This is a genomic window from Pseudomonas sp. GL-B-26, assembly GCF_019947405.1.
Taxonomy (GTDB): Bacteria; Pseudomonadota; Gammaproteobacteria; order Pseudomonadales; family Pseudomonadaceae; genus Aquipseudomonas.
This window is the reverse complement of the sequence record NZ_JAGYGJ010000003.1, coordinates 62,984-87,112: the sequence shown is the minus strand read 5'-3', so window position 1 is coordinate 87,112 and position 24,129 is coordinate 62,984. Positions and strand designations below refer to the sequence as shown.

Here is a 24,129-nt window from a genome sequence, read left to right as displayed (position 1 = left end):
CGCATCCGTAGCGGTTCTACACAGGTCATGAGCAATGAAGTCCAGGGCGAAATCGGGTTCGGTCAAACAATGGTTGGGTACATGTGCCTTGAGCTTTTCGGCGTTGGCATTGTTGCCGTTGAGTGTGGCGGTGGCGGCTGAGGCCGGCAGTGCCCGACAGAGTGCTCAGTTCAGCTTCACAATGGCCGCCAAACCGCTGCCCCAGGCCTTGAGCGACTTCAGCCGGATCACCGGCATCAGCGTGGTCTACACCGATGAGGCGCCTTACGGCATCAACGCTCCAGCGCTCAGCGGCCAGATGAGTGCCGAGCAGGCGATGCAGCGTTTGCTCAGCGGTTCGGGTTTTACCTTCCGCCGCACCGACGGCCACACGTTGGTGCTGGAGCCGTTGCCTGCCGATGGCGCCTTGAACCTGGGCGCGACCACCATCACCTCGGTGGCCGATGAATCCATGAGCTATCAGCCACCGCCCACCAGTTCGGTGATGCGCTCATCGGCCTTGCTCCAGGAAATTCCCCAGACCGTCAACGTGGTTCCGGCACAGGTCATTCGCGATCAGGCGCCGCGCAATCTGGATGACGCGCTGGCCAACGTCAGCGGCATCACCCAGGGCAACACACTGGCGAGCACTCAGGACTCGGTGATGACTCGCGGTTTCGGCGACAACCGCAACGGCTCGATCATGCGCGACGGCATGCCGATCGTGCAGGGCCGTGGCATGAATGCGACCGTGGACCGGGTCGAAGTGCTCAAGGGCCCAGCCTCCTTGCTTTACGGCATCCAGGACCCGGGCGGCGTGGTGAACATGGTCAGCAAAAAGCCTGAGCTTGAGCAGTACAACGCGTTGACCCTGCGCGGCTCGACCTATGGCAACGGCAAAAACGGCAGCGGTGGCGGTCTCGACAGCACCGGCGCGTTGGGTGATTCCGGGTTGGCCTACCGCATGGTCCTGGATCACGAAGACGAAGATTACTGGCGCAACTTCGGTACTCACCGCGAGACATTGGTAGCACCGTCACTGGCCTGGTTCGGCGAAAGCACCAAGCTGTTGTTCGCCTACGAACACCGCGAGTTTCTGACCCCGTTCGATCGCGGCACGGTGATCGACCCGCGTGACAACCATCCGCTGGACATCTCCCGCGAGCGTCGTCTCGACGAGCCCTTCAACAATATGGAAGGCCGCTCGGACCTCTATCACTTCGAGGCCGATCACGAGCTCAACGACAATTGGAAAGCCCACTTCGGCTACAGCTGGAACCGCGAAACCTACGACGCCAGCCAGGTGCGCATTACCGCCATCGACACCAAGAAAGGCACGTTGACTCGCAGCATGGACGGCACTCAAAACGCTATCAGCACCGACCGCTTCACCACCGCCAGCCTTGAAGGCAATGTCCAGCTCGCGGGGATGAAACACGACCTGGTGTTCGGCGTCGATGATGAATACCGCAAGATCTACCGCGAAGACCTGATCCGCCAGAAAAGCTTGAGTACTTTCAGTTACATCAACCCGGTTTACGGTCGCGAAGTCGCCGGCACCACCGTCAGTCCCGCGGACAGCGCGCAGACCGATGAACTGCGCAGCGATTCGGTATTCCTCCAGGACTCGATCCACCTGACCGATCAATGGATTTTCGTCGCTGGCGCGCGCTTCCAGGAATACGACCAGTACGCCGGCAAAGGCGTACCGTTCAAGGCCAACACCGACAGCAACGGCCAGAAGTGGGTGCCTCGCGCCGGCCTGGTGTATCGCTACACCGATGAACTGTCGTTCTACGGCAGCTACACCGAGTCGTTCAAACCCAATTCGACCATCGCGCCGTTGAGCGGTAGCAGCACCGTGCTGGACGGAAGCGTCGCGCCGGAAGAAGCCAAGTCCTGGGAAATCGGCGCCAAGCTCGACATGCCGGGCCGCGTCACCGGTAACGTCGCGCTGTTCGACATCAAGAAGCGCAACGTGCTGGTGGCCAACTCCGAAGGTCCGGTGACGATCTATAGCGCCGCCGGTGAAGTGCGTTCTCGTGGTCTGGAAGTGGACTTGAGCGGTCAGTTGAGTGATCGCTGGAGCATGATCGGCAGCTATGCCTACACCGATGCGGAAGTCACCGAAGACCCGATCTACAAAGGCAAAAAGCTGCAAAACGTCGCGAAGAATAGTGGTTCGCTGTCGGCGGTTTATGACTTCGGCACCATCGTCGGTGGCGATCAGCTGCGGGTCGGCGCGGGGGCGCGGTATGTCGGTGAGAGAGCGGGTAATGCCGTGAACGATTTCGACCTGCCGAGCTACACCGTGGCCGATGCGTTCGCCACGTACGACACCAAAGTCGAAGGGCAGAAGGTCAAGTTCCAGCTCAACGTGAAGAACCTGTTTGACCGCACCTACTACACCTCGGCGGCGAGTCGGTTCTTTGTGTCGATGGGCGATTCGCGGCAGGTGTCGTTGTCGAGCACTTTGGAGTTCTAGGAAGAGTTGAAGATCGACCCCTCACCCCAGCCCTCTCCCCACGGGGGAGAGGGGGAAAGGGAGCCGATCTCCAAGCTTTTCGAGGCCTGAGTTCGACTTGATCTTTCAGGTCGATGTAGCTCTAAGAACACCTCGGTCAGTCCCCTCTACCCCTTGGGGAGAGGGTTAGGGTGAGGGGTGGATCTAAATGACACCCCACCACCATAGAAACCTACCGCAAAAACGCCTGGCGATACTCGCCGGGCGTTCCACCCAATGCCTGACGAAACCGATTGGTGAAATGACTGGCACTGGCAAATCCGCACGCCAACGCAATCTCCCCCAACGGCTGCGACGTCGAACGCAACAACTCACGCGCCCGGCTCAGTCGCCGCGACAGCACATACTGATGCGGTGGCAACCCAAAGCTCTCGCGAAACATTCGCGCAAAGTGGTATTCGGATAGCGCACATAACGCAGCCAACTGCCCGAGACTGATGGCCTCGGCCAACTGAGTGTCGATGAACTCCACCAACTGCCGCCGCTGATGCGCAGCCAATCCACCCTTGAGCCGCAACCCCTCACGCATCCCGACCTGACCGAGTAAAACGTGGCTGAGCATTTCATGGGCCAGGCTGCTGGTGAGCACGCGTTCGCCGGGTTCGTCCCAGTTGAGTGTGAGCATTTGCCGAAAGCGCCGGGCTTGTGCCGGGTCGTCCAGAAAGGTGGCTTCGCGCAACTGCAGCTCGCGAGGTTCGCGGTCCAGCAGCGTGACGCAGCCGAGGGCGAATTGTTCGGGACTGAAATACACGTGGGCCAGGCGTATGTCGCCGTTGATCACCCAACCCGATTGATGCTCGGCCGGCAGGATGCACAGCTTGTCCGGGCCGCCCTTGGTGCCGGGCTGGTCGCGGCGAAAGGTCCCGGTGCCGCCGGCGATGTAACAGGACAGGGTGTGGTGGCTCGGCGCTTCGTAATCCTGGGCGTCGTGATGGTTGCTCCACAAGGCTGCAGCCATGCCGTCACCGAGCTCGGCGCTGTGCTCGAGGCGAGCATTGGGCGAGCGGTTGAGGGCTTGAAAGACTTGCAGGGTTTCCAGTGCGGGCATGATCGCTTCTCTCCAACGCCTTGCATCCTACTCCGTAGACGTTGGCCTGCCAGCCCACCGGCTGACAAAAGCGCAAGTTTATGCAAGTGCGAAAGGCCTTGGCGCAGGACACTAAGCCCCTATTGAGGAGTCTCTGCCATGAACCTTTCGTTGTATCTGCTGACTGTGCTGATCTGGGGCACCACCTGGATTGCCTTGAAATGGCAACTGGGTGTGGTGGCGATTCCGGTGTCGATCGTCTATCGCTTCGGCCTCGCGGCATTGGTGCTGTTCGTCATGCTGCTGCTGAGTCGCCGCCTGCAAGTGATGAACCGCCGCGGGCATCTGATATGCCTGGCGCAGGGGCTGTGCCTGTTCTGCATCAACTTCATGTGCTTCCTGACTGCCAGCCAGTGGATCCCCAGCGGTCTGGTCGCGGTGGTGTTTTCCACCGCCACGTTGTGGAACGCGCTCAATGCACGCGTGTTCTTCGGCCAGAAAGTTGCTCGCAATGTGCTGATGGGCGGTGCACTGGGGCTGCTTGGGCTTGGCCTGTTGTTCTGGCCTGAGGTGGCGGGCCACACCGCGAGCCCGCAAACCTTGCTCGGGTTGGGCCTGGCGTTGCTCGGCACCCTGTGCTTCTCGGCCGGTAATATGCTGTCGAGTTTGCAGCAGAAGGCGGGACTGAAACCGCTGACCACCAACGCCTGGGGCATGGCCTATGGCGCGGCCATGCTATCGGCGTGGTGCCTGGTTAAAGGCATTCCATTCGACATGGAATGGAACGCGCGCTACATCGGCTCGCTGTTGTACCTGGTGATTCCGGGTTCGGTGATCGGTTTCACAGCCTACTTGACGTTGGTCGGGCGGATGGGGCCAGAGCGCGCAGCCTATTGCACCGTACTGTTCCCCGTCGTGGCGCTGAACGTGTCGGCGTTTGCCGAAGGCTACCAATGGACCACGCCTGCATTGATGGGGTTGGTACTGGTGATGCTGGGCAATGTGTTGGTGTTTCGTAAGCCCAAGGCACCGATTGTGCAGGGGAACGGCAAGCTGGCGTGAAGGTCTGGGTGATCGAGCGCTGAAACTTTAGCGTTCGATTTTGAGGGTGATGTAAATCAGCAGTGGAAACATGAAGTCCACGATGTGCCGAGCCCAATCCTTGGCGTTCCAGATTGCAGATTCATCCATGTTGAACCATTCGGTGCCGATCACTTGCAAGCAGATGTAATAGACAAAAATGCCAATCAATAGTCCGACGATCGAAAACTTCTTCGCTTCATGAAAAACGGCTGCAGGTGTATTGATGTTTCGATAAAGATGGTAGGTGCCCAGCAAGCAGAAAGCCGTGTAAACAACTTCCAAAGTTATAATTACCAATAAATACGGTGATGGAGCATGGGCGAAGTGATTGCTCTGTAGCTCAGGTTCAGGTTTTCTCGGGTGGTGTCCATGCTGAGAATGTGGCCGACGTATTCGTAATTGGATGCGTAGTCGGTGAAGTTGCTGAACATCACCATCAAGCCAAAGAAACTTATATAGGCCATTAGTGCTACTTTGCTGTATCTAATCAGTTTGTCGGTCGTAAGGTGGTTCAATGTAGGTACTCTCCATAACTAAGGTCCATAAGTTAGACTAAGTAGTGGGGAGTCTATAGTGAGTATCTTTTTTTTAGCGGTTAACTGAATTGCAAGGTGTGTAGGTCATGGGCAGGCGGTTAAACACCTGCCCGTTTTAGTTAGCCTTTCCAGACCTGTGGATTCACCAGATCTTGCGGTCGCTCTCCCAGCAAAGCGCTGCGCAAGTTCGCCAGGGCACGGTTGGCCATGGCTTCGCGGGTTTCATGAGTCGCCGAGCCGATGTGCGGCAATGTCACCGCGTTTTTCAGTTGGAACAGGGGGGACTCGGCCAGCGGTTCTTTCTCATAAACGTCCAGCCCGGCGCCGCGAATCCGGTTGTTTTGCAGGGCCTCGATCAAGGCGGGTTCGTCCACCACCGGGCCGCGGGAAATGTTCACCAGAATTGCGCTCGGTTTCATCAACGCCAGTTCGCGATGGCTGATCAGGTGTCTGGTTTTTTCGCTGAGCGGCACCACCAGGCAGACGAAATCGGCTTCGGCCAGCAGTTGATCAAGGCTACGGAACTGCGCGCCGAGTTCTTGCTCCAGCTCGGTCTTGCGGCTGTTGCCGCTGTAGAGGATCGGCATGTTGAAGCCCAGTCGGCCACGTCGGGCGATGGCCGCGCCGATGTTGCCCATGCCGACGATGCCCAGGGTCTTGCCGTGTACATCGCAGCCGAACAATGGCGCGCCGACGGTGGCTTGCCATTGGCCGGCTTTGGTCCAGGCGTCCAGTTCGGCGACGCGGCGGGCGCTGCTCATCAGCAGGGCGAAGGCCAGGTCGGCGGTGCTTTCGGTGAGGACGTCGGGGGTGTTGGTGAGCATGATCCCGCGTTCGTTGAAGTAGGCGACGTCGTAGTTGTCGTAGCCGACCGAGACGCTGGAGACGACTTCCAGTTTGGCGGCGTTTTCCAACTGTGTGCGACCGAGTTTGCGACCGACACCGATGAGGCCGTGGGCGTGGGGGAGGGCTTCGTTGAATTGGGCGTTGATGTCGCCGTTTTTCGGGTTCGGGACGATGACGTCGAAGTCTTGTTGCAGGCGTTCGATCATTTCAGGAGTGACGCGGCTGAAGGCGAGGACGGTCTTTTTCATGGGTTGAGGGCTCTCGGCGCAGGTGAATGCCAAGCACGCTAACATTCTTCTTTGGATTTGGGCGAGGCCGTTGGGCTCTTTTGTCCTTGGCGGCCTTTGGGCCGACCATGTTGGTGGTTGACCGGGTACATATCCGTTTCTGCGGTAACGGCGGCTGGCGGTTTCGCCCTTACGGCGAGGCACTTTTTTCAAACGCCAAAAAAGTACCCAAAAAGGCTCGCCCCAAGCGTCCGGCCCCTCGCTCAGGCTCGGCGTTCCTTCGCTCCGGTATCCATCCGGGGACACTGCCCTCCGGTCTGCTTCGCGACGACCTACATGCAGCGTGTTCGACTGCGTCGAACGGCGCTGCGCGCCACTCCCCGGATGCACACCTCCACTCAGCCTCCCGACGGGGCGGGTGGATCAAGATCAAGAGCTGCAGGCGAGCTAACGCTCGGCCTGTTGAGTGGTGAGGGGCAAAAGGCTTACCTGATCCCCTGTGGGAGCCGAGCTTGCTCGCGATGACGGAGTGTTATTCGCCATCAATGTTGAATGTTTAGTTCGCCACCCGAACCCCACCCAAACTCCCACTCAATTCATAAGCCACCAATTCCGCCTGATGCGCCGCCAATATCTCCGGCAACGACCCGCGCAAATACTCGACCCACGTCTTGATCTTCGCATCCAGATACTGCCGCGACGGATAGATCGCATACAGATTCAATTCCTGCGACCGGTAGTTCGGCATCACCCGCACCAGCGTCCCGTTGCGCAACCCTTCAATCGCTGCATACACCGGCAACACGCCTACCCCCATGCCGCTGGTGATCGCTGTTTTCATCGCATCGGCGGAGTTCACCAGAAACGGTGAGCTATTAATGGTCACCATTTCCTGGCCTTCAGGCCCGTCGAAGGTCCACTTTTCCAGCGGAATCACCGGGCTTACCAAACGCAGGCACGCGTGGTTCAGCAAATCGCTGGGCTTCTGCGCGCAGCCGTTGGCTTTCACATAGGCCGGCGAGGCGCAAACGATGCTGTAGGTGATGCCTAAACGCTGGGAGACGAAGCCCGAGTCCGGCAGTTCGCTGGCCAGCACGATGGACACGTCATAACCCTCGTCGAGCAAGTCTGGCACGCGGTTGGCCATGGTCAGGTCGAAGGTGACGTCGGGGTGGGTTTTGCGGTAGCGGGCGATGGCGTCGATGACAAAGTGCTGACCGATGCCGGTCATGGTGTGCACCTTGAGCTGCCCGGCCGGGCGGGCGTGGGCGTCGCTGGCTTCGGCTTCGGCTTCTTCGACGTAGGCCAGGATCTGCTCGCAGCGCAATAGATAGCGCTTGCCGGCTTCGGTCAGGGCGATGCGTCGGGTGGTGCGGTTGAGCAGGCGGGTTTGCAGGTGGGCTTCCAGGTTGGAGACCGCGCGCGAAACGTTGGCCGTGGTGGTGTCGAGTTGCACGGCGGCGGCGGTGAAGCTGCCGGCCTCGGCCACGTAACTGAAGGCGCGCATGTTTTGCAAAGTGTCCATGGGGTGCTCTCGGAGGCGATGGCAAATTGTGACACGAAGTTACGGGGGCTGAGACCCCGACCAAGGGATTATCGCGTTAACGGTAACAAAGATTCACAGGATTCCCAGCTTATCGCCAACAAAGCCGACCCCTAGAATTGCGCACCTCAGGAACAACTCCCCACCTCAGGAAATCGCAGCAGTGCCGCGTCGCATCAACAGAGCGCTTCAGACGTTCAGTGTTTTGGCTTTAACCCTGGCAATCAGCGGCTGCATCGGTACCGGAGGTATTGCCCCGCAGGGCAAGGCACTCGAAGCCAATTCACTGGCCACCGACGAAGCCATTCAGAACGCTGCACAGGACGCTCACTGGCCCACCGCCCAATGGTGGCAGGCCTATGGCGACCCGCAATTGAACCGCTGGATCGACCTCGCTCTGCAAGGCAGCCCGACCATGGCCATGGCGGCGGCGCGAGTGCGTCAGGCCAAATCCATGGCCGGGATCGCCGAGTCCGCCGAGTCGCTGCAGATCAATGGTGAATCCACCCTCAAACGCCACAACTGGCCCACCGATCAGTTCTACGGGCCGGGCGAGTTGGCGAACACCACCACTTGGGACAACAACGCCGCGCTGGGCTTCAGCTATGCCCTCGACCTTTGGGGCCGCGAAAGCAACGCCACCGAGCGCGCCGTCGACATGGCGCACATGAGTGCCGCGGAAGCGCGTCTGGCCCAGCTCGAATTGCAGAACAACATCGTGCGCGCCTACATCGAACTGTCGTTGCATTACGCGCAACGGGACATCGTCGCGGCGACCCTGAAACAGCAGCAGCAAATTCTCGACCTCGCGCAGAAGCGCCTGAACGGTGGCATCGGCACCCATTTCGAAGTCAGCCAGGCTGAAACGCCGCTGCCGGAAACTCACCGCCAGATCGATGCACTGGACGAAGAAATCGCCCTGAGCCGCAATCAACTCGCCGCGTTGGCCGGCAAAGGTCCGGGGGAGGGCGCGCAGTTGCAGCGGCCAACGCTGTCGTTGGGCGCGGCACTGAAGTTGCCATCGACCTTGCCCGCGCAACTGCTCGGCCAACGCCCGGACGTAGTCGCCAGTCGCTGGCAAGTGGCGGCTCAGGCACGGGGCATTGATGTCGCCCATGCCGGGTTCTACCCTAACGTCGATCTGGTCGGCAGCCTCGGCTACATGGCCACCGGCGGCGGGGCGCTGGAGTTTTTGACCGGCAAGAAGCTCAACTACAGCGTCGGCCCGGCCATCTCGTTGCCGATCTTCGACGGCGGTCGTTTGCGCTCGGAGCTGGGCGAAGCCTCGGCCGGTTACGACATCGCCGTAGCCAAGTACAACCAGACGCTGGTCAACGCGCTGAAAAACATCTCCGACCAGTTGATCCGCCGCGAATCCATGGACAAGCAGCAAACCTTCGCCGCCGAGTCGGTGACCACCGCCCAGAAGACTTACGACATCGCGATGATCGCCTACCAGCGCGGCCTCACCGATTACCTCAACGTGCTCAACGCCCAGACGTTGTTGTTCAAACAGCAGCAGGTTCAGCAGCAGGTTCAGGCCGCACGCCTCAGTGCTCACGCTGAACTGGTGACGGCGCTCGGCGGTGGGTTGGGCGCGGGTGACGATGCGCCGAAAGACAGCCAGACCGCGGCACCGAAAACCCCGGCCCTGCTTGAGAGTCTCTCGAATTGAACACGACGTATCAGGCACACCCGTATTTGTGGCGAGGGAGCTTGCTCCCGCTTGAGTGCGCAGCACTCACAAAATCAGCAATGGTTGCCAGAGTTTTGGGGGCCGCTACGCAGCCCAGCGCGAGCAAGCTCGCTCGCCACAGGGTTTCGGTTGTTCCAAGTCTTTCCTCATTGAGCAGGATTCCATGACTCCCTTGCCCGCACCTTTGCGCTGGCTGTATTCCCTTGAATGGCGCCGGGGGTTCTTCGACTGGGCGCGTAGCGATGGCGTGACCTGGGTTTACATTTTCAAGGTTTTGTTCGCGGCGTTTCTGACCCTGTGGCTGGCCATGCGCCTGGAGTTGCCGCAGCCGCGCACGGCGATGATCACCGTGTTCATCGTCATGCAACCGCAAAGCGGCCACGTGCTGGCCAAGAGTTTCTATCGCTTTCTTGGGACATTGGCCGGCTCGGCGGTAATGGTCGCGTTGATTGCCTTGTTTGCGCAGAACACCGAACTATTCCTCGGTTCGCTGGCGATCTGGGTGGGTATTTGCTCGGCTGGCGCGGCGCGCTATCGCAACTTCCGCGCCTATGGATTCGTGCTCGCCGGGTACACCGCCGCGATGGTTGGTTTGCCCGCACTGGCGCACCCGGACGGCGCGTTTATGGCGGCGGTCTGGCGGGTGCTGGAAATCTCCCTGGGGATCATTTGCTCCACGCTGGTCAGCGCCGCGATCCTGCCGCAATCCGCCAGCGCCGCCATGCGCAACGCCTTGTATCAGCGCTTCGGCGTGTTCGCGCTATTCGTTACGGATGGCTTGCGCGGTCGCAGCAAACGGGAGGCTTTCGAGGCGAGCAACGTACGCTTCATTGCTGAGGCCGTGGGGCTGGAAGGGTTGCGCAGCGTCACAGTGTTTGAAGACCCGCACATGCGTCGGCGCAACGGTCGGCTCAGTCGACTGAACAGCGAATTCATGGGCATCACCACCCGTTTCAACGCCTTGCACCAGTTGCTCGAACGCTTGCGCAGCAGCGGCGCCGATCACGTGGTCGCGGCAATCAAACCGGGTTTGCAGGATCTCGCCGAACTGCTCGATGGCTTCAGCGGCCGCGCCCTGACCAACGCCGATGCGGGCCGTCTGGTCATCGCGCTGAGCGCCTATAAAGAAGGTTTGCCGGTACGCGTTCGCAGCTTGCGAGCGGTTTTTCAGGAGAGCGACCCGAGCGACGCCGAGCAGCTGGATTTTCATACCGCATACGAGTTGCTCTATCGCTTCGTTGACGACTTGCACAGTTATGCGCAGACCCACGCGTCGCTGGCCGATCACAGCCATGCGCGCGAGCAATGGGATGAGCCGTTCACCCCGCAAACCAACTGGATGGCGTCGGCCGCCTCGGGGCTTCGCGCGGCATTCATTCTGGTGGTGTTGGGCAGTTACTGGGTCGCCACGGCGTGGCCGAGCGGGGCGACGATGACGCTGATTGCCGCCGCGACCGTGGGCCTTTCAGCGGCAACACCGAACCCCAAACGCATGGCGTTTCAGATGGCTTGCGGGACGTTCCTCGGGGCGCTGATCGGCTTCGTCGAGATGTTTTTCATCTTCCCGTGGATCGACGGTTTTCCGTTGCTCTGCGTGATGCTCGCACCGGTGATCGTACTCGGTTCGTTCCTCACTTCGCGGCCGCAATACGCCGGTGTCGGTCTCGGTTTGCTGATCTTCTTCAGCACCGGTTCGGTGCCGGACAACCTCACCGTTTACAACCCATACGCCTTCATCAACGACTACATCGCCATGGTGCTCGGCATGCTGGTGTGCGCGGCGGCCGGGGCGATCATTCTGCCGCCCAACAGCCGCTGGTTGTGGCGTCGGCTGGAACAGGATTTGCGCGGGCAAGTGGTGTACGCCATCAGCGGAAAACTCAAGGGTCTGGCGTCGAGTTTCGAAAGCAGCACCCGCGACCTGCTGCATCAGGCCTACGGTCTCGCGGCAGGGCAGCCGCAGGTGCAACGGGACTTGCTGCGCTGGATGTTTGTGGTGCTGGAAGTCGGCCACGCGATCATCGAGTTGCGCAAGGAGCAGGCGATCCTGCCGGTGCATCCGGCCTATGCCGAATCCCAACCGTGGCGTCAGGCGATCCGGGTGATGGGGCGCTCACTGGTGCGGCTGTTTCTGCAACCGAGCCAGAGCAATCTGGAGCGCGGCCTGATCGCTGTCGATCACGCGATCAGCCGCGTGCAAGCCACCGACGAACCTTTCGCGCCGCACTTCGACACCTCGGCCTTGCGTCGGGTGGAGAGCTACCTGCACTTCATCCGCACTTCGTTGCTGGACCCGCAATCACCGCTCTCTGCTTATACAAAAGGACTTCAACATGCCGCGTGAAATCGCCTTCCACGGCGTGTACATGCCGACCATGACCCTGATGTTTTTCATCGCTGCCGCGCTGGCCTGGGCACTCGACCGGTTCCTGTCCGGGTTCGATCTGTACCGCTTCTTCTGGCACCCGGCGCTGCTGCGCCTGAGTCTGTTTACCTGTCTGTTCGGCGCCCTGGCGCTGACTGTCTACCGTTGACTCTCTATCACTGACTCTCTATCTCTGAAGAAGGCCCTGATGAAAAAGCTTTTCAGCCTGCTCGCCACCCTGTTGGTGCTGGCCCTTGCGATGTGGATCGGCCGGACCCTGTGGGTGCATTACATGGACACGCCGTGGACCCGCGACGGCCGGGTGCGCGCCGACATTATCAACGTCGCCGCCGACGTCACCGGGGAAGTGGTGGACGTGCCGGTGCGCGACAATCAACAGGTGAAGAAGGGCGATTTGCTGATGCGGATCGACCCCGAGCACTACCGCATCGCGGTCAAACAGGCACAGTCGCTGGTGGCCTCGCGCAAGTCGACGTGGGAGATGCGCAAGGTCAACGCCCACCGCCGCGCCGACATGGACAACCTGGTGATCTCCAGGGAAAACCGCGACGACGCCAGCAACATCGCCGACTCGGCCCTGGCCGATTATCAGCACGCTCAGGCGCAGCTCGAAGCCGCCGAACTGAACCTCAAACGCACTGAAGTCCGCGCAGCGGTGGACGGTTACGTGACCAACCTCAATGTACATCGCGGCGATTACGCGCGCATCGGCGAAGCAAAAATGGCCGTGGTCGACATGAACTCGTTCTGGGTCTATGGCTTCTTCGAAGAAACTAAATTGCCTCACGTGCGGATCGGCGATAAAGCCGACATGCAGCTGATGAGTGGGGAAGTGTTGAAGGGGCATGTGGAAAGCATTTCTCGCGGCATCTACGACCGTGATAACCCGGAGAGTCGCGAGTTGATTGCCGATGTGAACCCGACCTTTAACTGGGTGCGTTTGGCGCAGCGGGTGCCGGTGCGGATACACATTGATGAAGTGCCGGAGGGTGTGCTGTTGGCGGCGGGGATTACGTGTACGGTGGTTGTTAAGTAAACCGTTAGACCGAGTCGCGGCCTTCGCGAGCAAGCCCGCTCCCACATTAGATTTTCAGTGAACACGGAATATGTGTACGACGCAGATCAAGTGTGGGAGCGGGCTTGCTCGCGAATGAAGCGACTCGGTCTATCAGACATAAGACAAAGGTTCACTCCTTGCAAAACGTCTCATGCAAATGCCGCCAGATCAGCCTGCCGTCGGCGTCTTTCTCAAACACCACCGTCGACCGCCGATCAGAGTGCAACCCCGTCGCATCGGTCTGCTGCTCGCGATAACTCACAACCGCACCACCCTCATACAGGGCAACACCGCGCAATTCACTGAGTTCGATCCTGAACCCGAGCTTCTTCCCGCCCGCCAACAAAAACAACTCATTCAGTGCCTCAAAATCCAGCACCCGCCCCAATGGCGAGATCATGGAAAACTGTGGCGAAAAGCGTGTCAGCAGTTGTTCAAGCTCTGATTCGTTTCGTTCCTCGGCCAACCACTGCTCGATGGCGACGTGAGCCTGGATCACTTCGTCAAAGTACTCGGTGTAATCAGTCATGGAAGTTGCCCCTTCAACCCGAACCGCTTCATCAACCCCGCCTCCAGCAGCCCTTTAGGCAGCAACCCCGCCAGTAACGGCAACGCCCGACTGCCGTTGCCCAGACGAATCAGGCGCGGTGGTTTGCTCTGTTGCACGGCCTTGAGCAAACCGGCGGCAAATTCACTGGCCGGGGTCGGATTGTCCTGGGAGGCCTTGGCCCGTGCGCGAATGCCGTCACGCAGTGGAAACCACGGCGATTGTTCGGTAATCAACTGCTCCGCCTCATGACCGGCATTCTTGGCAAAACTGGAGGCGATGGCGCCCGGCTGGACTTCCATGACCCGCACGCCGAACGGCGCCAGTTCCATGCGCAACGCATCGGTCAAGGCATGCACCGCCGCTTTCGAGGCGCAGTAGGCGCCGGCGAATGGCGTGACCAAAACCCCGGACACGCTGCCGATGTTCACCACCAGACCCTTGGCGCGACGCAGCACCGGGAACAGGGCGCGGGTGACGCCGACGATGGCGAACACATTGGTTTCGAATTGCCGCTGCATGGCCGGCACGCCGCCGTCGAGCAACGGCCCCATGGCGCCATAACCGGCATTGTTGATCAGCACGTCGAGGCCGCCATGTTGCTGGTTGATGCGCTCGCTCAAGTGTTCGAGTGCGACACCGTCGTTGACGTCCAGTTGCACGGCGGTGAAACCGGCAGCGGCCAGCGCCGCCACGTCTTCAGCCTTGCGGGCACTGGCCCAGACTTCGTAACCGGCACTTTTGAATACCTCGGCGAGGGCGCGGCCAATGCCGCTGGAACAACCGGTAATCAACGCAACAGGCATGGCGCGGTCCTTGTGCAAAAAGAGGAAGGGGATTAGTCGGAGAAACTACCCTGCAAACGCTCAGCGCGAAACTCTAGTGTTTGGGGACGATAGCCCGGGCGCAGCGGCGGCAGGGGCAAACAGTCTTCCCAGTTCGCGCCGGCCTGTAGTTCACCGGGGCCGCGATAGCGCGGTGCGGCGTATTGATTGTCGGCCAGGTTGACCGTGTCGCCCGGCGCATACGCGGCGACGCGCCAGCGCAACTCGGTCAGCGGCACGTCGTTGCCGTTGTTCATTGTCAGATGCAACGGCCGGTCCGCCGGGCACTGTTCGGGCGCATAAGTGATGCGCAACTCCAGGCGCGCCAGTTGCTTGACCTCGCGGTTGTCCATCCAGATCACCCACGTTGCCACCACACCCAATCCGATGGCGGCTGCCACAGAGACGGGCAATGCCTTGGTCGGGTAGCGCAGCAACAAAATCAGCCAGGTGATGACCAGCAGGACGCCGATGAACATGTTTGAACGCTCCTTGAACTCATGACCACCATCCTACCGAAGGGCCGAAGGAATGGACATTCGTCGATCAAGGTCTGTTGCCGTTGGTCGGCACTGTTATTTCTGACAGTAGCCTGGCCTGCACCGAAACGGTTAGATGACTGCTGGCAAACAGGGACGCGACCGGCATGCAGGCCTCGACGATGGGAATGCACCACAAAACACCCGGATTGTCCGTTGTCGACCCGCGTGGTCTGTCGATCCGTTCGGTTGATTATTGGCGTGCTGTCGAAGGTGACCTCACTCAGGCACGCATCAATCGCACCTTTTACGATGCCGCAGGACGTGCGGTTGAACAGTGGGATCCACGGCTTTGGGCGCTGAAACAAGAAGAACCGCTGACTAGTGCCAACCTCACGACGGTGTTTTCGCTGTCGGGTAACGCGCTGTTCACCGACAGCGTCGATGCCGGTTGGCAGCTCACCCTGTCAGGGCTGGGCAATGAGGTGTTGCTGGGGTGGGACAGCCGAGGTACGCGCCGTGAGGTTGAGTACGACCCCTTGCTTCGCCCCGTGGCAGTGTTCGAGCAGGGCGAGACTGAGCCGCGAAGGTCTGCTGAACGCATGGCCTATGGCGGTCCCGATCATGGCGTCCGGAATCAATGCGGGCAATTGATCCGTCATGACGACCCCGCCGGGACGGTGCTGTTCGAAGCATTTTCAATCACCGGCCAATGCGTGAAGCAAATCCGTCACTTCACCCTGGACTCTGTTGCACCCGACTGGCCGGCGCTGGAAGCCGATCGCCAGCGGCTGCTTGAGCCGGGCGAGGGCGCCATCTCGACGTGGAATTTCGGTCCGCTCAATGATGTGCTGGAACAGATCGACGCCAAGGAAAACCGCCAGACCTTCAGGCTGACCCTTGACGGTCGTTTGCGTGAGACGCGTCTGCAACTTCAGGGACTGACCACCTGGCAAACGCTGGTCAGCGATATCCAGTACAACGCCGAGGGAAAAGTTGAACGGGAAGTGGCGGGTAACGATGTACAAACGACCCTCAAGTATTGCCCTGAAAACGGGCGCCTGACGGAGCGACAGGCGTACAGCGACCGTACCGGGACGTTGCAGCATCTGATTTATCTTTATGACCGAATGGGCAACGTCCTCAGCATCGAGGACAAGGCACTGCCGGTGCGTTACTTCGCCAACCAGCGTATCGAGCCCATCAGTCGCTTTATCTACGACAGCCTTTCCCAATTGATCGAGGCGTTCGGCTGGGAGGCGGGCAGCGCCAATCAGGGACCGGCATCTGTGGGGCGGGTTGATCCGGCGGCAGTCAGCAACTACCGCCAGACCTACAGTTATGACGAGAGTGGCAATCTGCGGAAACTGACGCACGTCGGCGCACAGGGACCTGGACGTGAGGTGAAGGCCGCGCGTGACAGCAATCGCTGTCTGCCCTGGCGCGACGGCGTGCCGCCCACCGAGGAAGCAATCGCCGCTGCGTTCGACACTCGGGGCAATTTGCTGGAGCTGGATCAGGGACGGCTCCTGAGGTGGGATTTGCGTAACCAGTTGCAGTCGGTCAGTCCGGTTGAGCGCGTCTCCGGGCTCAATGATCGGGAGGCCTATGTCTACGATGGCGGTGGTCAGCGCGTGCGCAAAATCCGCTCACTGAATACCAATGCCCGCACGGTGGTGGCCGAAGTACGTTATTTACCGGGAGTAGAAATTCGCACCGACAGCGGCACCGGAAAGGTGCTACAGGTCATCACCGCGCAGGCGGGGCTCAATAGTGTTCGGGTGTTGCATTGGGAAACCGATCCGCCGCCCGGCGTGAGCAACGATCAGTACCGTTACAACCTGGTGGATCACTTGAACTCCTGCACGCTGGAGCTCGCCGACGATGCGCGAATCATCAGCCGGGAAACCTATTACCCGTTTGGTGCAACCGCCTGGTCTGCCGGTCCGAACGACACCGATGGGGATTACAAAACCGTTCGCTATTCGGGTAAGGAGCGGGATGCGACGGGGCTTTATTACTATGGATTTCGGTACTACATACCGTGGTTGCAGCGTTGGACCAACCCGGACCCGGCCGGTCCTGTGGATGGACTGAATTATTACGCAATAGTAGAAAACAACCCCGTTACTTTTGTCGACGTTGATGGGTACGCCAAAGGGGAAAGTGGCGTTGCACCGCCGGAAAAAGAAAGGAATCAAAGCTCGGTTAAAAAGATGGCCTCTGTTTTCGGAGCTCGTAACGTTGCTCCTGAAATTAACGATCGCTCCGTTGTTACAAAACCGGTAGCTAACGTTTTGGCACCTATTAACTTACACGCCTCACCCGTCGCGATTGGAAAGAGTGCGCTCGAAGAGGGGAGAGGACCAGAAGATAAAAATAGAATTGATGCGGAAAAAAGAAGCGAAAACTCTATACCGGGTGGAAGTGCACTATCTACCAGCGACGTTTCTATGAGTTACAAAAACGTAACCACTGTGAAGAACAGGCGCGAAGTTGTCGTGCAACGATTGGTGGTGGTTTTCCACAGGAAATTTGATTTGGTTGAAGGGAAAAATTTGCCGAAATGGCCAGACGGCCATGAAATAGTCCCAAGTCAAGACTGGATTAACAAAGAGGGTATTGAAGAGTATGAAAGGTTTAATTTATTGGAAGGTGCCGAACGGGAGCAGGCCGTTGCTGCAATTAAAGCCAAAGATCCGACAGCGCTGAAAATTGGTTTGGGGGTTCCGGTTTATGCACATAACAGTGAGACAAAAATAATCACCCTTCAGGACGGACATCACCGTTTCATCGCTGCAGCAAAAGGCGGTGGAACAGTTGAGTTGGATAGTTCACGGGGTCCAACTTCAATTCTGAAGTGGAGGGATTTGAAGTTTAGTATCAAAAAACCCCTGAAGGTTTGACTCATAAAAAACGTCCGACCCGCTGCGGATAGGGAACCGCAGCGGGTCGTACGGGGGCTTCTTGTGTTACAGATCAACCACTGCGCGATGGTTTTCACCGACACGCTGTGTTTGATTCGCGCAGAGGACGCACTCTATTAATGCCGTTGGTCGGCACTGTAATTTCTGACAGTAGCCTGACCTGTCCCGAAGCGGTTAGATGACCGCTGGTAAACAAGGACGCCACCGGCATGCAGGCCTCGACGATGGGAATGCACCACAAAACACCCTGGCTGTCTGTTATCGACCCGCGTGGTCTGTCGATCCGTTCGGTTGATTACTGGCGTGAGGTCGAAGGTGACCCCACTCAGACACGCATCAATCGCACCCTATACGATGCCGCAGGACGTGCGGTTGAACAGTGGGATCCACGGCTTTGGGCCCTGCCAAAAGAAGATCCGTTGAGGCGCGCCAACCTCACGACGGTGTTTTCGCTGTCGGGTAACGCGCTGTTCACCGACAGCGTCGATGCCGGTTGGCAGCTCACTCTGTCAGGGCTGGGCAATGAGGTGTTGCTGGGGTGGGACAGCCGAGGTACGCGCCGTGAGGTTGAGTACGACCCCTTGCTTCGCCCCGTGGCAGTGTTCGAGCAGGGCGCGACTGAGCCGCGAAGGTCTGCTGAACGCATGGCCTATGGCGGTCCCGATCATGGCGAGCAGAATCAATGCGGGCAGTTAATCCGTCATGACGACCCCGCCGGGACGGTGCTGTTTGAGGCATTTTCAATCACCGGCCAATGCGTGAAGCAAATCCGTCACTTCACCCTGGAACCTGTTGCACCTGACTGGCCGGCGTTGGAGGCCGATCGCCAGCGGCTGCTTGAGCCGGGCGAGGGCGCCATCTCGACGTGGAATTTCGGTCCGCTCAATGATGTGCTGGAACAGATCGACGCCAAGGAAAACCGCCAGACCTTCAGGCTGACCCTTGACGGTCGCTTGCGTGAAACGCGACTGCAACTTCAGGGACTGACCACCTGGCAAACATTGGTCAGCGATATCCAGTACAACGCCGAGGGAAAGGTTGAACGGGAAGTAGCGGGTAACGATGTAAAAACGACTCTCAAGTATTGCCCTGAAAACGGGCGCCTGACGGAGCGACGGGCGTACAGCGACCGTGCCGGGACGTTGCAGCATCTGATTTATCTTTATGACCGAATGGGCAACGTCCTCAGCATCGAGGACAAGGCACTGCCGGTGCGTTACTTCGCCAACCAGCGTATCGAGCCCATCAGTCGCTTTATCTACGACAGCCTTTCCCAATTGATCGAGGCGTTCGGCTGGGAGGCGGGCAGCGCCAATCAGGGACCGGCATCTGTGGGGCGGGCCGATCCCGCGGCAGTCAGCAACTATCACCAGACCTACCGCTATGACGAGAGCGGCAATTTGCTAAAGCTGACGCACCTTGGCGCGCAGGGGCCTGGACGTGATTTGAAGGCCGCGCGTAATAGCAACCGCTGTCTGCCCTGGCGCGACGGCTTGCCGCCTACCGAAGAAGCAATCGTCGCTGCGTTCGACACTCGGGGCAATTTGCTGGAGCTGGATCAGGGACGGTTTTTGACCTGGGATTTGCGTAACCAGTTGCAGTCGGTCAGTCCAGTAGCGCGCGCCTCCGGGATCAATGACCAGGAGTCCTATGTCTACGATGGCGGTGGTCAGCGCGTGCGCAAAATCCGCTCACTGAATACCAATGCCCGCACGGTGGTGGCCGAAGTGCGTTACTTGCCGGGACTGGACATTCGCACGAACAGTGGCACCGGGGAGGTGCTGCAGGTCATCACCGCCCAGGCCGGACTCAACAGCGTTCAGGTGTTGCATTGGGAAACCGATTCGCCGTCCGGCGTGAGCAACGATCAGTACCGTTACAACCTGGTGGATCATTTGAACTCCTGCACGCTGGAACTCGCCGATGATGGGCGAATCATCAGCCGGGAAACCTATTACCCGTTTGGTGCAACCGCCTGGTCTGCCGGTCCGAACGACACCGATGGGGATTACAAAACCGTTCGCTATTCGGGTAAAGAGCGGGATGCGACGGGGCTTTATTACTATGGATTTCGGTTCTATATATCGTGGTTGCAGCGTTGGTTGAATCCCGATCCTGCCGGGGCAATCGATGGTCTTAATTTTTATCGAATGGTCCGCAACAACCCGTTGACGTTTTTTGACGAGTTGGGAGAGGAGCCGCAGTCCGAGTCCTCATTGACCACCGCGCCCGGTATTTTTAATACGTACAAGAAGGGCTACAGCGAAACGGATAGAAATCTTCCCTTCAAAATGATGGACGACATCACCAATAACAAACTGAAGTTCAAAACAGTAAAAGCACCATCCAGCATGCTTGAAAAAACTCAAACCAAGCGCTTCACATTGAGGCATTACTCCGTTTCCGGAAGTAAAGGCGATACACCACCCTTTACGGAGATAGCGTCAAATTTTTCGCTGGTCCATAAAAACGTAAAGACGTTGGGCGGGAAAGGTGGGAATACAAACGAGAAGGACTGGACGAAGGCAGGAAATAGCGCTTTTACCTTCTTTCTGCTGGCAGTAGACGGCGAGGTAAACGAACGCAGGTTCCTTAACTCAATGACTCATTTCGCCGAATACGATATTGAGGATGACAAGGCAATGGAAGCTGCATTGGGGCCAGGTTTCGAAACTGTGGAGTTTTTTGCTTCCCCTGATGTACTGGACCCCAAGCATTCCTCGAACCTGGCTACTGTTCCGATGGTGAAAGGGCGGTTGAAAGATTTGAAGGCTCTGCTGTTGGGTAATTCCGGAATTTCTCCCGTACAGGTAGGAAGAATGGATTCACGCTCGTTGCTCAATAGTATCGATGGTGCGTTTGGGGGAAGTCTCGAGATCAAGATACCGGGTACGGTAAAAGTTAAAACATGGAATAAAAAAACAACAACGTCGTCCGTTGCGAAAAACGCACCGTGATCATGCAAAAAAGCCCCCACCCAACCCGCTGCGGATAGGGAAACGCAGCGGGTCGGACGGGGGCTTTTTGTGTTACAGATCAATCACTGCGCGATGGTTTTCACCGACACGCCGCGTTCGATCGGGTTGGAGCGACCGTAGATATCTTCAAACCGCTCGATATCGTCTTCGCCCAGGTAGCTGCCCGATTGCACTTCGATGATTTCCAGCGAGATCTTGCCCGGATTGCGCAAGCGGTGGACCGAGGCGATCGGGATGTAGGTCGACTGGTTTTCAGTGAGCAGGAACACGTTTTCGTCGCAGGTCACTTCAGCGGTACCGCTGACCACGATCCAGTGTTCGGCGCGGTGGTGGTGCATTTGCAACGACAGGCATGCGCCCGGTTTGACCGAGATGCGCTTGACCTGGAAGCGGCCGCCCATGTCCACCGAGTCGTAGGAGCCCCACGGACGATAGACTTCGCAATGAGTCTGGGTTTCGCTACGACCCTGCTCGTTGAGGGTGTTGACCATCTGTTTCACGCCTTGGACCTTGTCCTTGTGGGCGATCATCATGGCGTCCTTGGTTTCGACGACCACGATGTTTTCCAGGCCGATCACCGACACCAGTTTGCCGTTGCCATGGATCATGCAGTTTTTGCTGTCCTGAATGACCACATCGCCTTTGGTGACGTTGCCGTTAGCGTCTTTTTCATTCACTTCCCACAGCGACGACCAGCAGCCGACATCGCTCCAGCCCGCGGTCAGCGGTACAACGCAGGCGCGCTGGGTTTTTTCCATCACCGAGTAGTCGATGGAATTGTCCGGGCAGCAAGCGAAGGTGGCGGGGTCGATGTCGACCGTGTCGGCATCCTGCTCGCTGCGTTCCAGGGTCAGCACGCAGGTGTCGTAGATGTCCGGATCGTGTTTTTTCAGCTCTTCGAGGAAACGGCTGGCGCGGAACAGGAACATGCCGCTGTTCCAGAAGTAACCGCCGGACTCGACGAACTCGGTGGCGCGCTTAACGTCCGGTTTTTCGACGAAGTGCGAGACGCGGCTGACGCCTTCGGGCAGCAGCGAATCATTGGCCGACTTGATGTAGCCGTAGCCGGTTTCCGGTTTGGTCGCTGGTACGCCGAACAGCACCATTTCGCCGTTTTCTGCAGCGACCGTGGCCAGGGCCAGCGCGCGTTGCAGGGCTTTCTGATCTTCCAGCACGTGGTCGGCTGGCAGCACCAGCATCAACTCGTCGCGACCTTCGTTGACTAGCATCAGTGCGGTCAAGGCCACGGCCGGCGCGGTGTTGCGGCCGAACGGTTCCATCAGGATGCGCTGCACGTCCAGTTTACGGGCGCCCAACTGCTCGTTGACGATGAAACGGTGTTCTTTGTTGCAGACCACGATGGGGGTGTCCATGCCTTCGAACACCAGGCGTTCCAGGGTTTGCTGGAACAGTGTTTGTTCGCCGGTCAGGGCGAGAAATTGCTTAGGGAATTGCTTACGCGAAAGCGGCCAAAGACGTGAGCCACTACCACCTGACAAGATCACCGGAATCATGTTGTTACTCCTTGAAAATCGTATGGGTCAGAGCTACTGCGTTCTGTCGTTTCACTCTTGTTCTTATTCCGTGTCCGGGTAGCCCGTGGGCTACCCGACAAAATGATTAGCGCGTCGACACCGGGCGTTTTACCCAGACTGGCGACAGGCTGCTGCCGCTGCCGGTGACGTACAGCACCGCGGCTTCGCCTCGTTCCAGGGCAACCGGCTTCACGTCGCCGACCTTGGTGGCGCCGTCGTACAGTGCCAGGCTGACTTTCACCGGGTTGATTTCACGCTCGCCACGGCCTTTGGCCGCCACGGTCGGAACCACTTCGGTCTTGCCGTCAGCGGTTTTCAAGGTCAGGGCCTTGTCGCTGAGGTTCTGCACGCGAACCAGGGATTTCTGCTTGTTCTTGAACGGCGGCTCTTCGATCAGTTGCGGTGCGCCGCTGGCGTTGTTGACCAGGGTGTAATAGTGGTCACCGGCCAGTTTCACCGGCAGGGACTGGCTACCGACCTTGGCGCTGTAGTCGCCGCCCGGCATGAAGCTGAAGTCAGTGCTGGACAGCGGCGCGACTTCGGCCAGGTTGGTGGTGCCGACGGTGGCGCTGACTTCAGCGTTACCGGCGTTGTAGACACGCACGAAGCTCGAACCTTTCGGTGCGGTCGGGCCGTAGAGCGCGGAGTCACCAGCGGCGAAAGCGTTCATGGAAAGGACGCTGAAGGTCGCGGCCAAAGCAAAGGTCTTGGCGAGACGGCGAGGAGTAGTAGTGAAAGTCATGGTGTACCTCTCTTTCAGTTTTGCGCCCGGTCGGGCGTCTCGGATTTAGTGTTTGCGGCTACGTTTTGTTGGCGAACGCCGGCTTCTTTGAGCTCTGCGACCCACTGCGGGTCGGCGTCACCGATTTCGTTGTTCACAGGCAGATAACGTTCAGGAAACTCCCAGATCAGCACCTGTGGCGGGCTGTTCTTGAAAGCATCACTTTTCAGGTAGCTGAGCATCGGCAGAATCGGGCCGTGGCCGTCTTCGGCGTAATTGACCACGTCGCTGTTCAGCGCTTGTTTCAGCGCACCGACGAAGTTCCAGTTGGGGTTGGCGCTGTAGCTGGTGCCGATCAGGGCCACCGGCACTTCAGTGTTGGCGAACAGAGCGTCATCAGCGGCAGGCTGGTCCTGCGCCGCAACGGTATTGCGCTTCTGCAACGGCTCAGTCTTGGGCATCAGGTTTTCGAACAGCGGGTCCAGCGGCAGGAACAACCGCAGGTCGCCCTTGTGCGTCACCTTCTCCGCAGGCTCAGTAACGAAATGCTGCGGTTCGCCGCTCAGCGGGTACTTGTCGGAAATGGATTTCGCCAGGGTCTCGGCGGCGATTTGTGCGCCTTCCGGGGTCCAGTGGGTGTCGGTGCGCAGGAACACTTGCTGACCGTCCAGCTTGGCTTTCAGCATCGGGCCGAACAGGTCGGGCGCGAGGACTTTGTTGGCCGCCACATGAGCGTGGAAGTCGTCATAGAGGTTGGCGTGGATGCTCGAAGGCTTCACTTCACCCAGGTGTTCCGGGTACAGACGAGTCTTGGCCGGCACGATCGCCATGACCAGTTTCACGCCTTTGGCTTTCAGTTCCTGGCGCACGCCTTCAACCAGCGCGTAGTTGCCTTGAAGGTTCAGCTCTTCGTTGACGATCGGGTTGAATTCCTCATCGCTGTACAACCACTGATCGCGGCCGAGCACGACGCCCGGACGACCTTCGTTGAACAGTTTGAAATCCAGCGCAGCCCAAAGGTTGGTGCCCAGGCGCTTGATCGGGAACTCGTCGTCGTAATGCGTTTCCACGGCTTTGGTCCAGCGGCCGTTGAGCACCGTCGTTTCGGCAGAGGTACTGAAGCCGAGGAAACTGCGCGTGGACCACACGCCAAGGACCAACAGCGTCACCATGAACAGGGCGATGTAGAGGATGCGTAATGAGCGGGTCATAGT

General features: G+C 58.9%; 17 protein-coding genes and 1 pseudogene. 8 read left to right on the top strand and 10 right to left on the bottom strand.

The window, feature by feature from the left end; genetic code table 11:
* The first annotated feature begins 34 nt into the window (after positions 1 to 34).
* Positions 35 to 2,464, top strand: coding sequence for a TonB-dependent siderophore receptor (locus KGB23_RS02940; RefSeq protein WP_223429814.1), 2,430 nt, complete (start codon positions 35 to 37; stop codon positions 2,462 to 2,464).
* 211 nt (positions 2,465 to 2,675) lie between these two features.
* Here KGB23_RS02940 and KGB23_RS02935 read toward each other — a convergent pair whose 3' ends face one another.
* Positions 2,676 to 3,551, bottom strand: a complete 876-nt coding sequence (locus KGB23_RS02935) for a helix-turn-helix domain-containing protein (RefSeq protein ID WP_223429813.1) — start codon at positions 3,549 to 3,551, stop codon at positions 2,676 to 2,678.
* A gap of 138 nt (positions 3,552 to 3,689) precedes the next feature.
* Between KGB23_RS02935 and KGB23_RS02930 the strand changes: the two genes are divergently transcribed.
* On the top strand, positions 3,690 to 4,592 hold the full coding sequence (locus KGB23_RS02930; protein ID WP_223429812.1) for a DMT family transporter: 903 nt from the start codon (positions 3,690 to 3,692) through the stop codon (positions 4,590 to 4,592).
* A gap of 27 nt (positions 4,593 to 4,619) precedes the next feature.
* Here the strand turns inward: KGB23_RS02930 and KGB23_RS02925 are convergent.
* The 3 genes and pseudogenes from KGB23_RS02925 to KGB23_RS02915 form a co-directional block, all read right to left on the bottom strand.
* Positions 4,620 to 5,128, bottom strand: a pseudogene (locus KGB23_RS02925) (DUF2165 family protein).
* Between the two features lie 140 nt (positions 5,129 to 5,268).
* On the bottom strand, positions 5,269 to 6,243 hold the full coding sequence (locus tag KGB23_RS02920; protein ID WP_223429811.1) for a 2-hydroxyacid dehydrogenase: 975 nt from the start codon (positions 6,241 to 6,243) through the stop codon (positions 5,269 to 5,271).
* A 535-nt stretch (positions 6,244 to 6,778) separates the two neighbouring features.
* Entirely contained in the window at positions 6,779 to 7,747 is a 969-nt protein-coding gene (locus KGB23_RS02915; RefSeq protein ID WP_223429810.1) for a LysR family transcriptional regulator, read from the bottom strand.
* Between the two features lie 181 nt (positions 7,748 to 7,928).
* Here KGB23_RS02915 and KGB23_RS02910 point away from each other — a divergent pair, with 181 nt between their 5' ends.
* The 4 genes from KGB23_RS02910 (at position 7,929) to KGB23_RS02895 (ending at position 12,883) form a co-directional block, all read left to right on the top strand.
* A complete protein-coding gene (locus KGB23_RS02910) occupies positions 7,929 to 9,440 on the top strand; it encodes an efflux transporter outer membrane subunit (RefSeq protein ID WP_223429809.1) in 1,512 nt (503 codons plus the stop codon).
* A 184-nt stretch (positions 9,441 to 9,624) separates the two neighbouring features.
* On the top strand, positions 9,625 to 11,805 hold the full coding sequence (locus KGB23_RS02905; RefSeq protein WP_223429808.1) for an FUSC family protein: 2,181 nt from the start codon (positions 9,625 to 9,627) through the stop codon (positions 11,803 to 11,805).
* On the top strand, positions 11,795 to 11,995 hold the full coding sequence (locus tag KGB23_RS02900) for a DUF1656 domain-containing protein (RefSeq protein WP_007896379.1): 201 nt from the start codon (positions 11,795 to 11,797) through the stop codon (positions 11,993 to 11,995). The genes KGB23_RS02905 and KGB23_RS02900 overlap by 11 nt, the downstream gene beginning before the upstream one ends.
* Before the next feature lie 39 nt (positions 11,996 to 12,034).
* Positions 12,035 to 12,883: an HlyD family secretion protein gene (locus KGB23_RS02895; protein ID WP_223429807.1), complete on the top strand. Its 849-nt coding sequence runs from the start codon at positions 12,035 to 12,037 to the stop codon at positions 12,881 to 12,883.
* A 151-nt stretch (positions 12,884 to 13,034) separates the two neighbouring features.
* Here KGB23_RS02895 and KGB23_RS02890 read toward each other — a convergent pair whose 3' ends face one another.
* Genes KGB23_RS02890 through KGB23_RS02880 form a run of 3 tightly spaced genes read right to left on the bottom strand, consistent with a single transcriptional unit; the run spans position 13,035 to position 14,754 of the window.
* Complete coding sequence (locus KGB23_RS02890) at positions 13,035 to 13,433, bottom strand: DUF4440 domain-containing protein (protein ID WP_223429806.1); 399 nt, start codon at positions 13,431 to 13,433, stop codon at positions 13,035 to 13,037.
* Positions 13,430 to 14,257, bottom strand: coding sequence for an SDR family oxidoreductase (locus KGB23_RS02885; protein WP_223429805.1), 828 nt, complete (start codon positions 14,255 to 14,257; stop codon positions 13,430 to 13,432). Before KGB23_RS02885 ends, KGB23_RS02890 begins: the two co-directional genes overlap by 4 nt.
* Positions 14,258 to 14,289: 32 nt before the next feature.
* Complete coding sequence (locus KGB23_RS02880; RefSeq protein WP_223429804.1) at positions 14,290 to 14,754, bottom strand: multidrug transporter; 465 nt, start codon at positions 14,752 to 14,754, stop codon at positions 14,290 to 14,292.
* A gap of 182 nt (positions 14,755 to 14,936) precedes the next feature.
* On the opposite strand from KGB23_RS02880, the gene KGB23_RS02875 reads away from it, so the two are divergent.
* Entirely contained in the window at positions 14,937 to 17,660 is a 2,724-nt protein-coding gene (locus KGB23_RS02875) for an RHS repeat-associated core domain-containing protein (RefSeq protein WP_223429891.1), read from the top strand.
* Between the two features lie 245 nt (positions 17,661 to 17,905).
* Positions 17,906 to 20,638, top strand: coding sequence for an RHS repeat-associated core domain-containing protein (locus KGB23_RS02870; protein WP_223429890.1), 2,733 nt, complete (start codon positions 17,906 to 17,908; stop codon positions 20,636 to 20,638).
* An 83-nt stretch (positions 20,639 to 20,721) separates the two neighbouring features.
* Here the strand turns inward: KGB23_RS02870 and KGB23_RS02865 are convergent, their stop codons facing one another.
* The 3 genes from KGB23_RS02865 to KGB23_RS02855 form a co-directional block, all read right to left on the bottom strand.
* Positions 20,722 to 22,173 carry a mannose-1-phosphate guanylyltransferase/mannose-6-phosphate isomerase gene (locus KGB23_RS02865; RefSeq protein WP_223429803.1) on the bottom strand — a complete coding sequence of 484 codons (1,452 nt, stop codon included), beginning with the start codon at positions 22,171 to 22,173 and terminating at the stop codon, positions 20,722 to 20,724.
* 106 nt (positions 22,174 to 22,279) lie between these two features.
* On the bottom strand, positions 22,280 to 22,936 hold the full coding sequence (locus KGB23_RS02860) for an alginate O-acetyltransferase AlgF (RefSeq protein ID WP_223429802.1): 657 nt from the start codon (positions 22,934 to 22,936) through the stop codon (positions 22,280 to 22,282).
* Between the two features lie 14 nt (positions 22,937 to 22,950).
* On the bottom strand, positions 22,951 to 24,126 hold the full coding sequence (locus KGB23_RS02855; protein WP_056743082.1) for an alginate O-acetyltransferase: 1,176 nt from the start codon (positions 24,124 to 24,126) through the stop codon (positions 22,951 to 22,953).
* Positions 24,127 to 24,129: the final 3 nt, after the last annotated feature.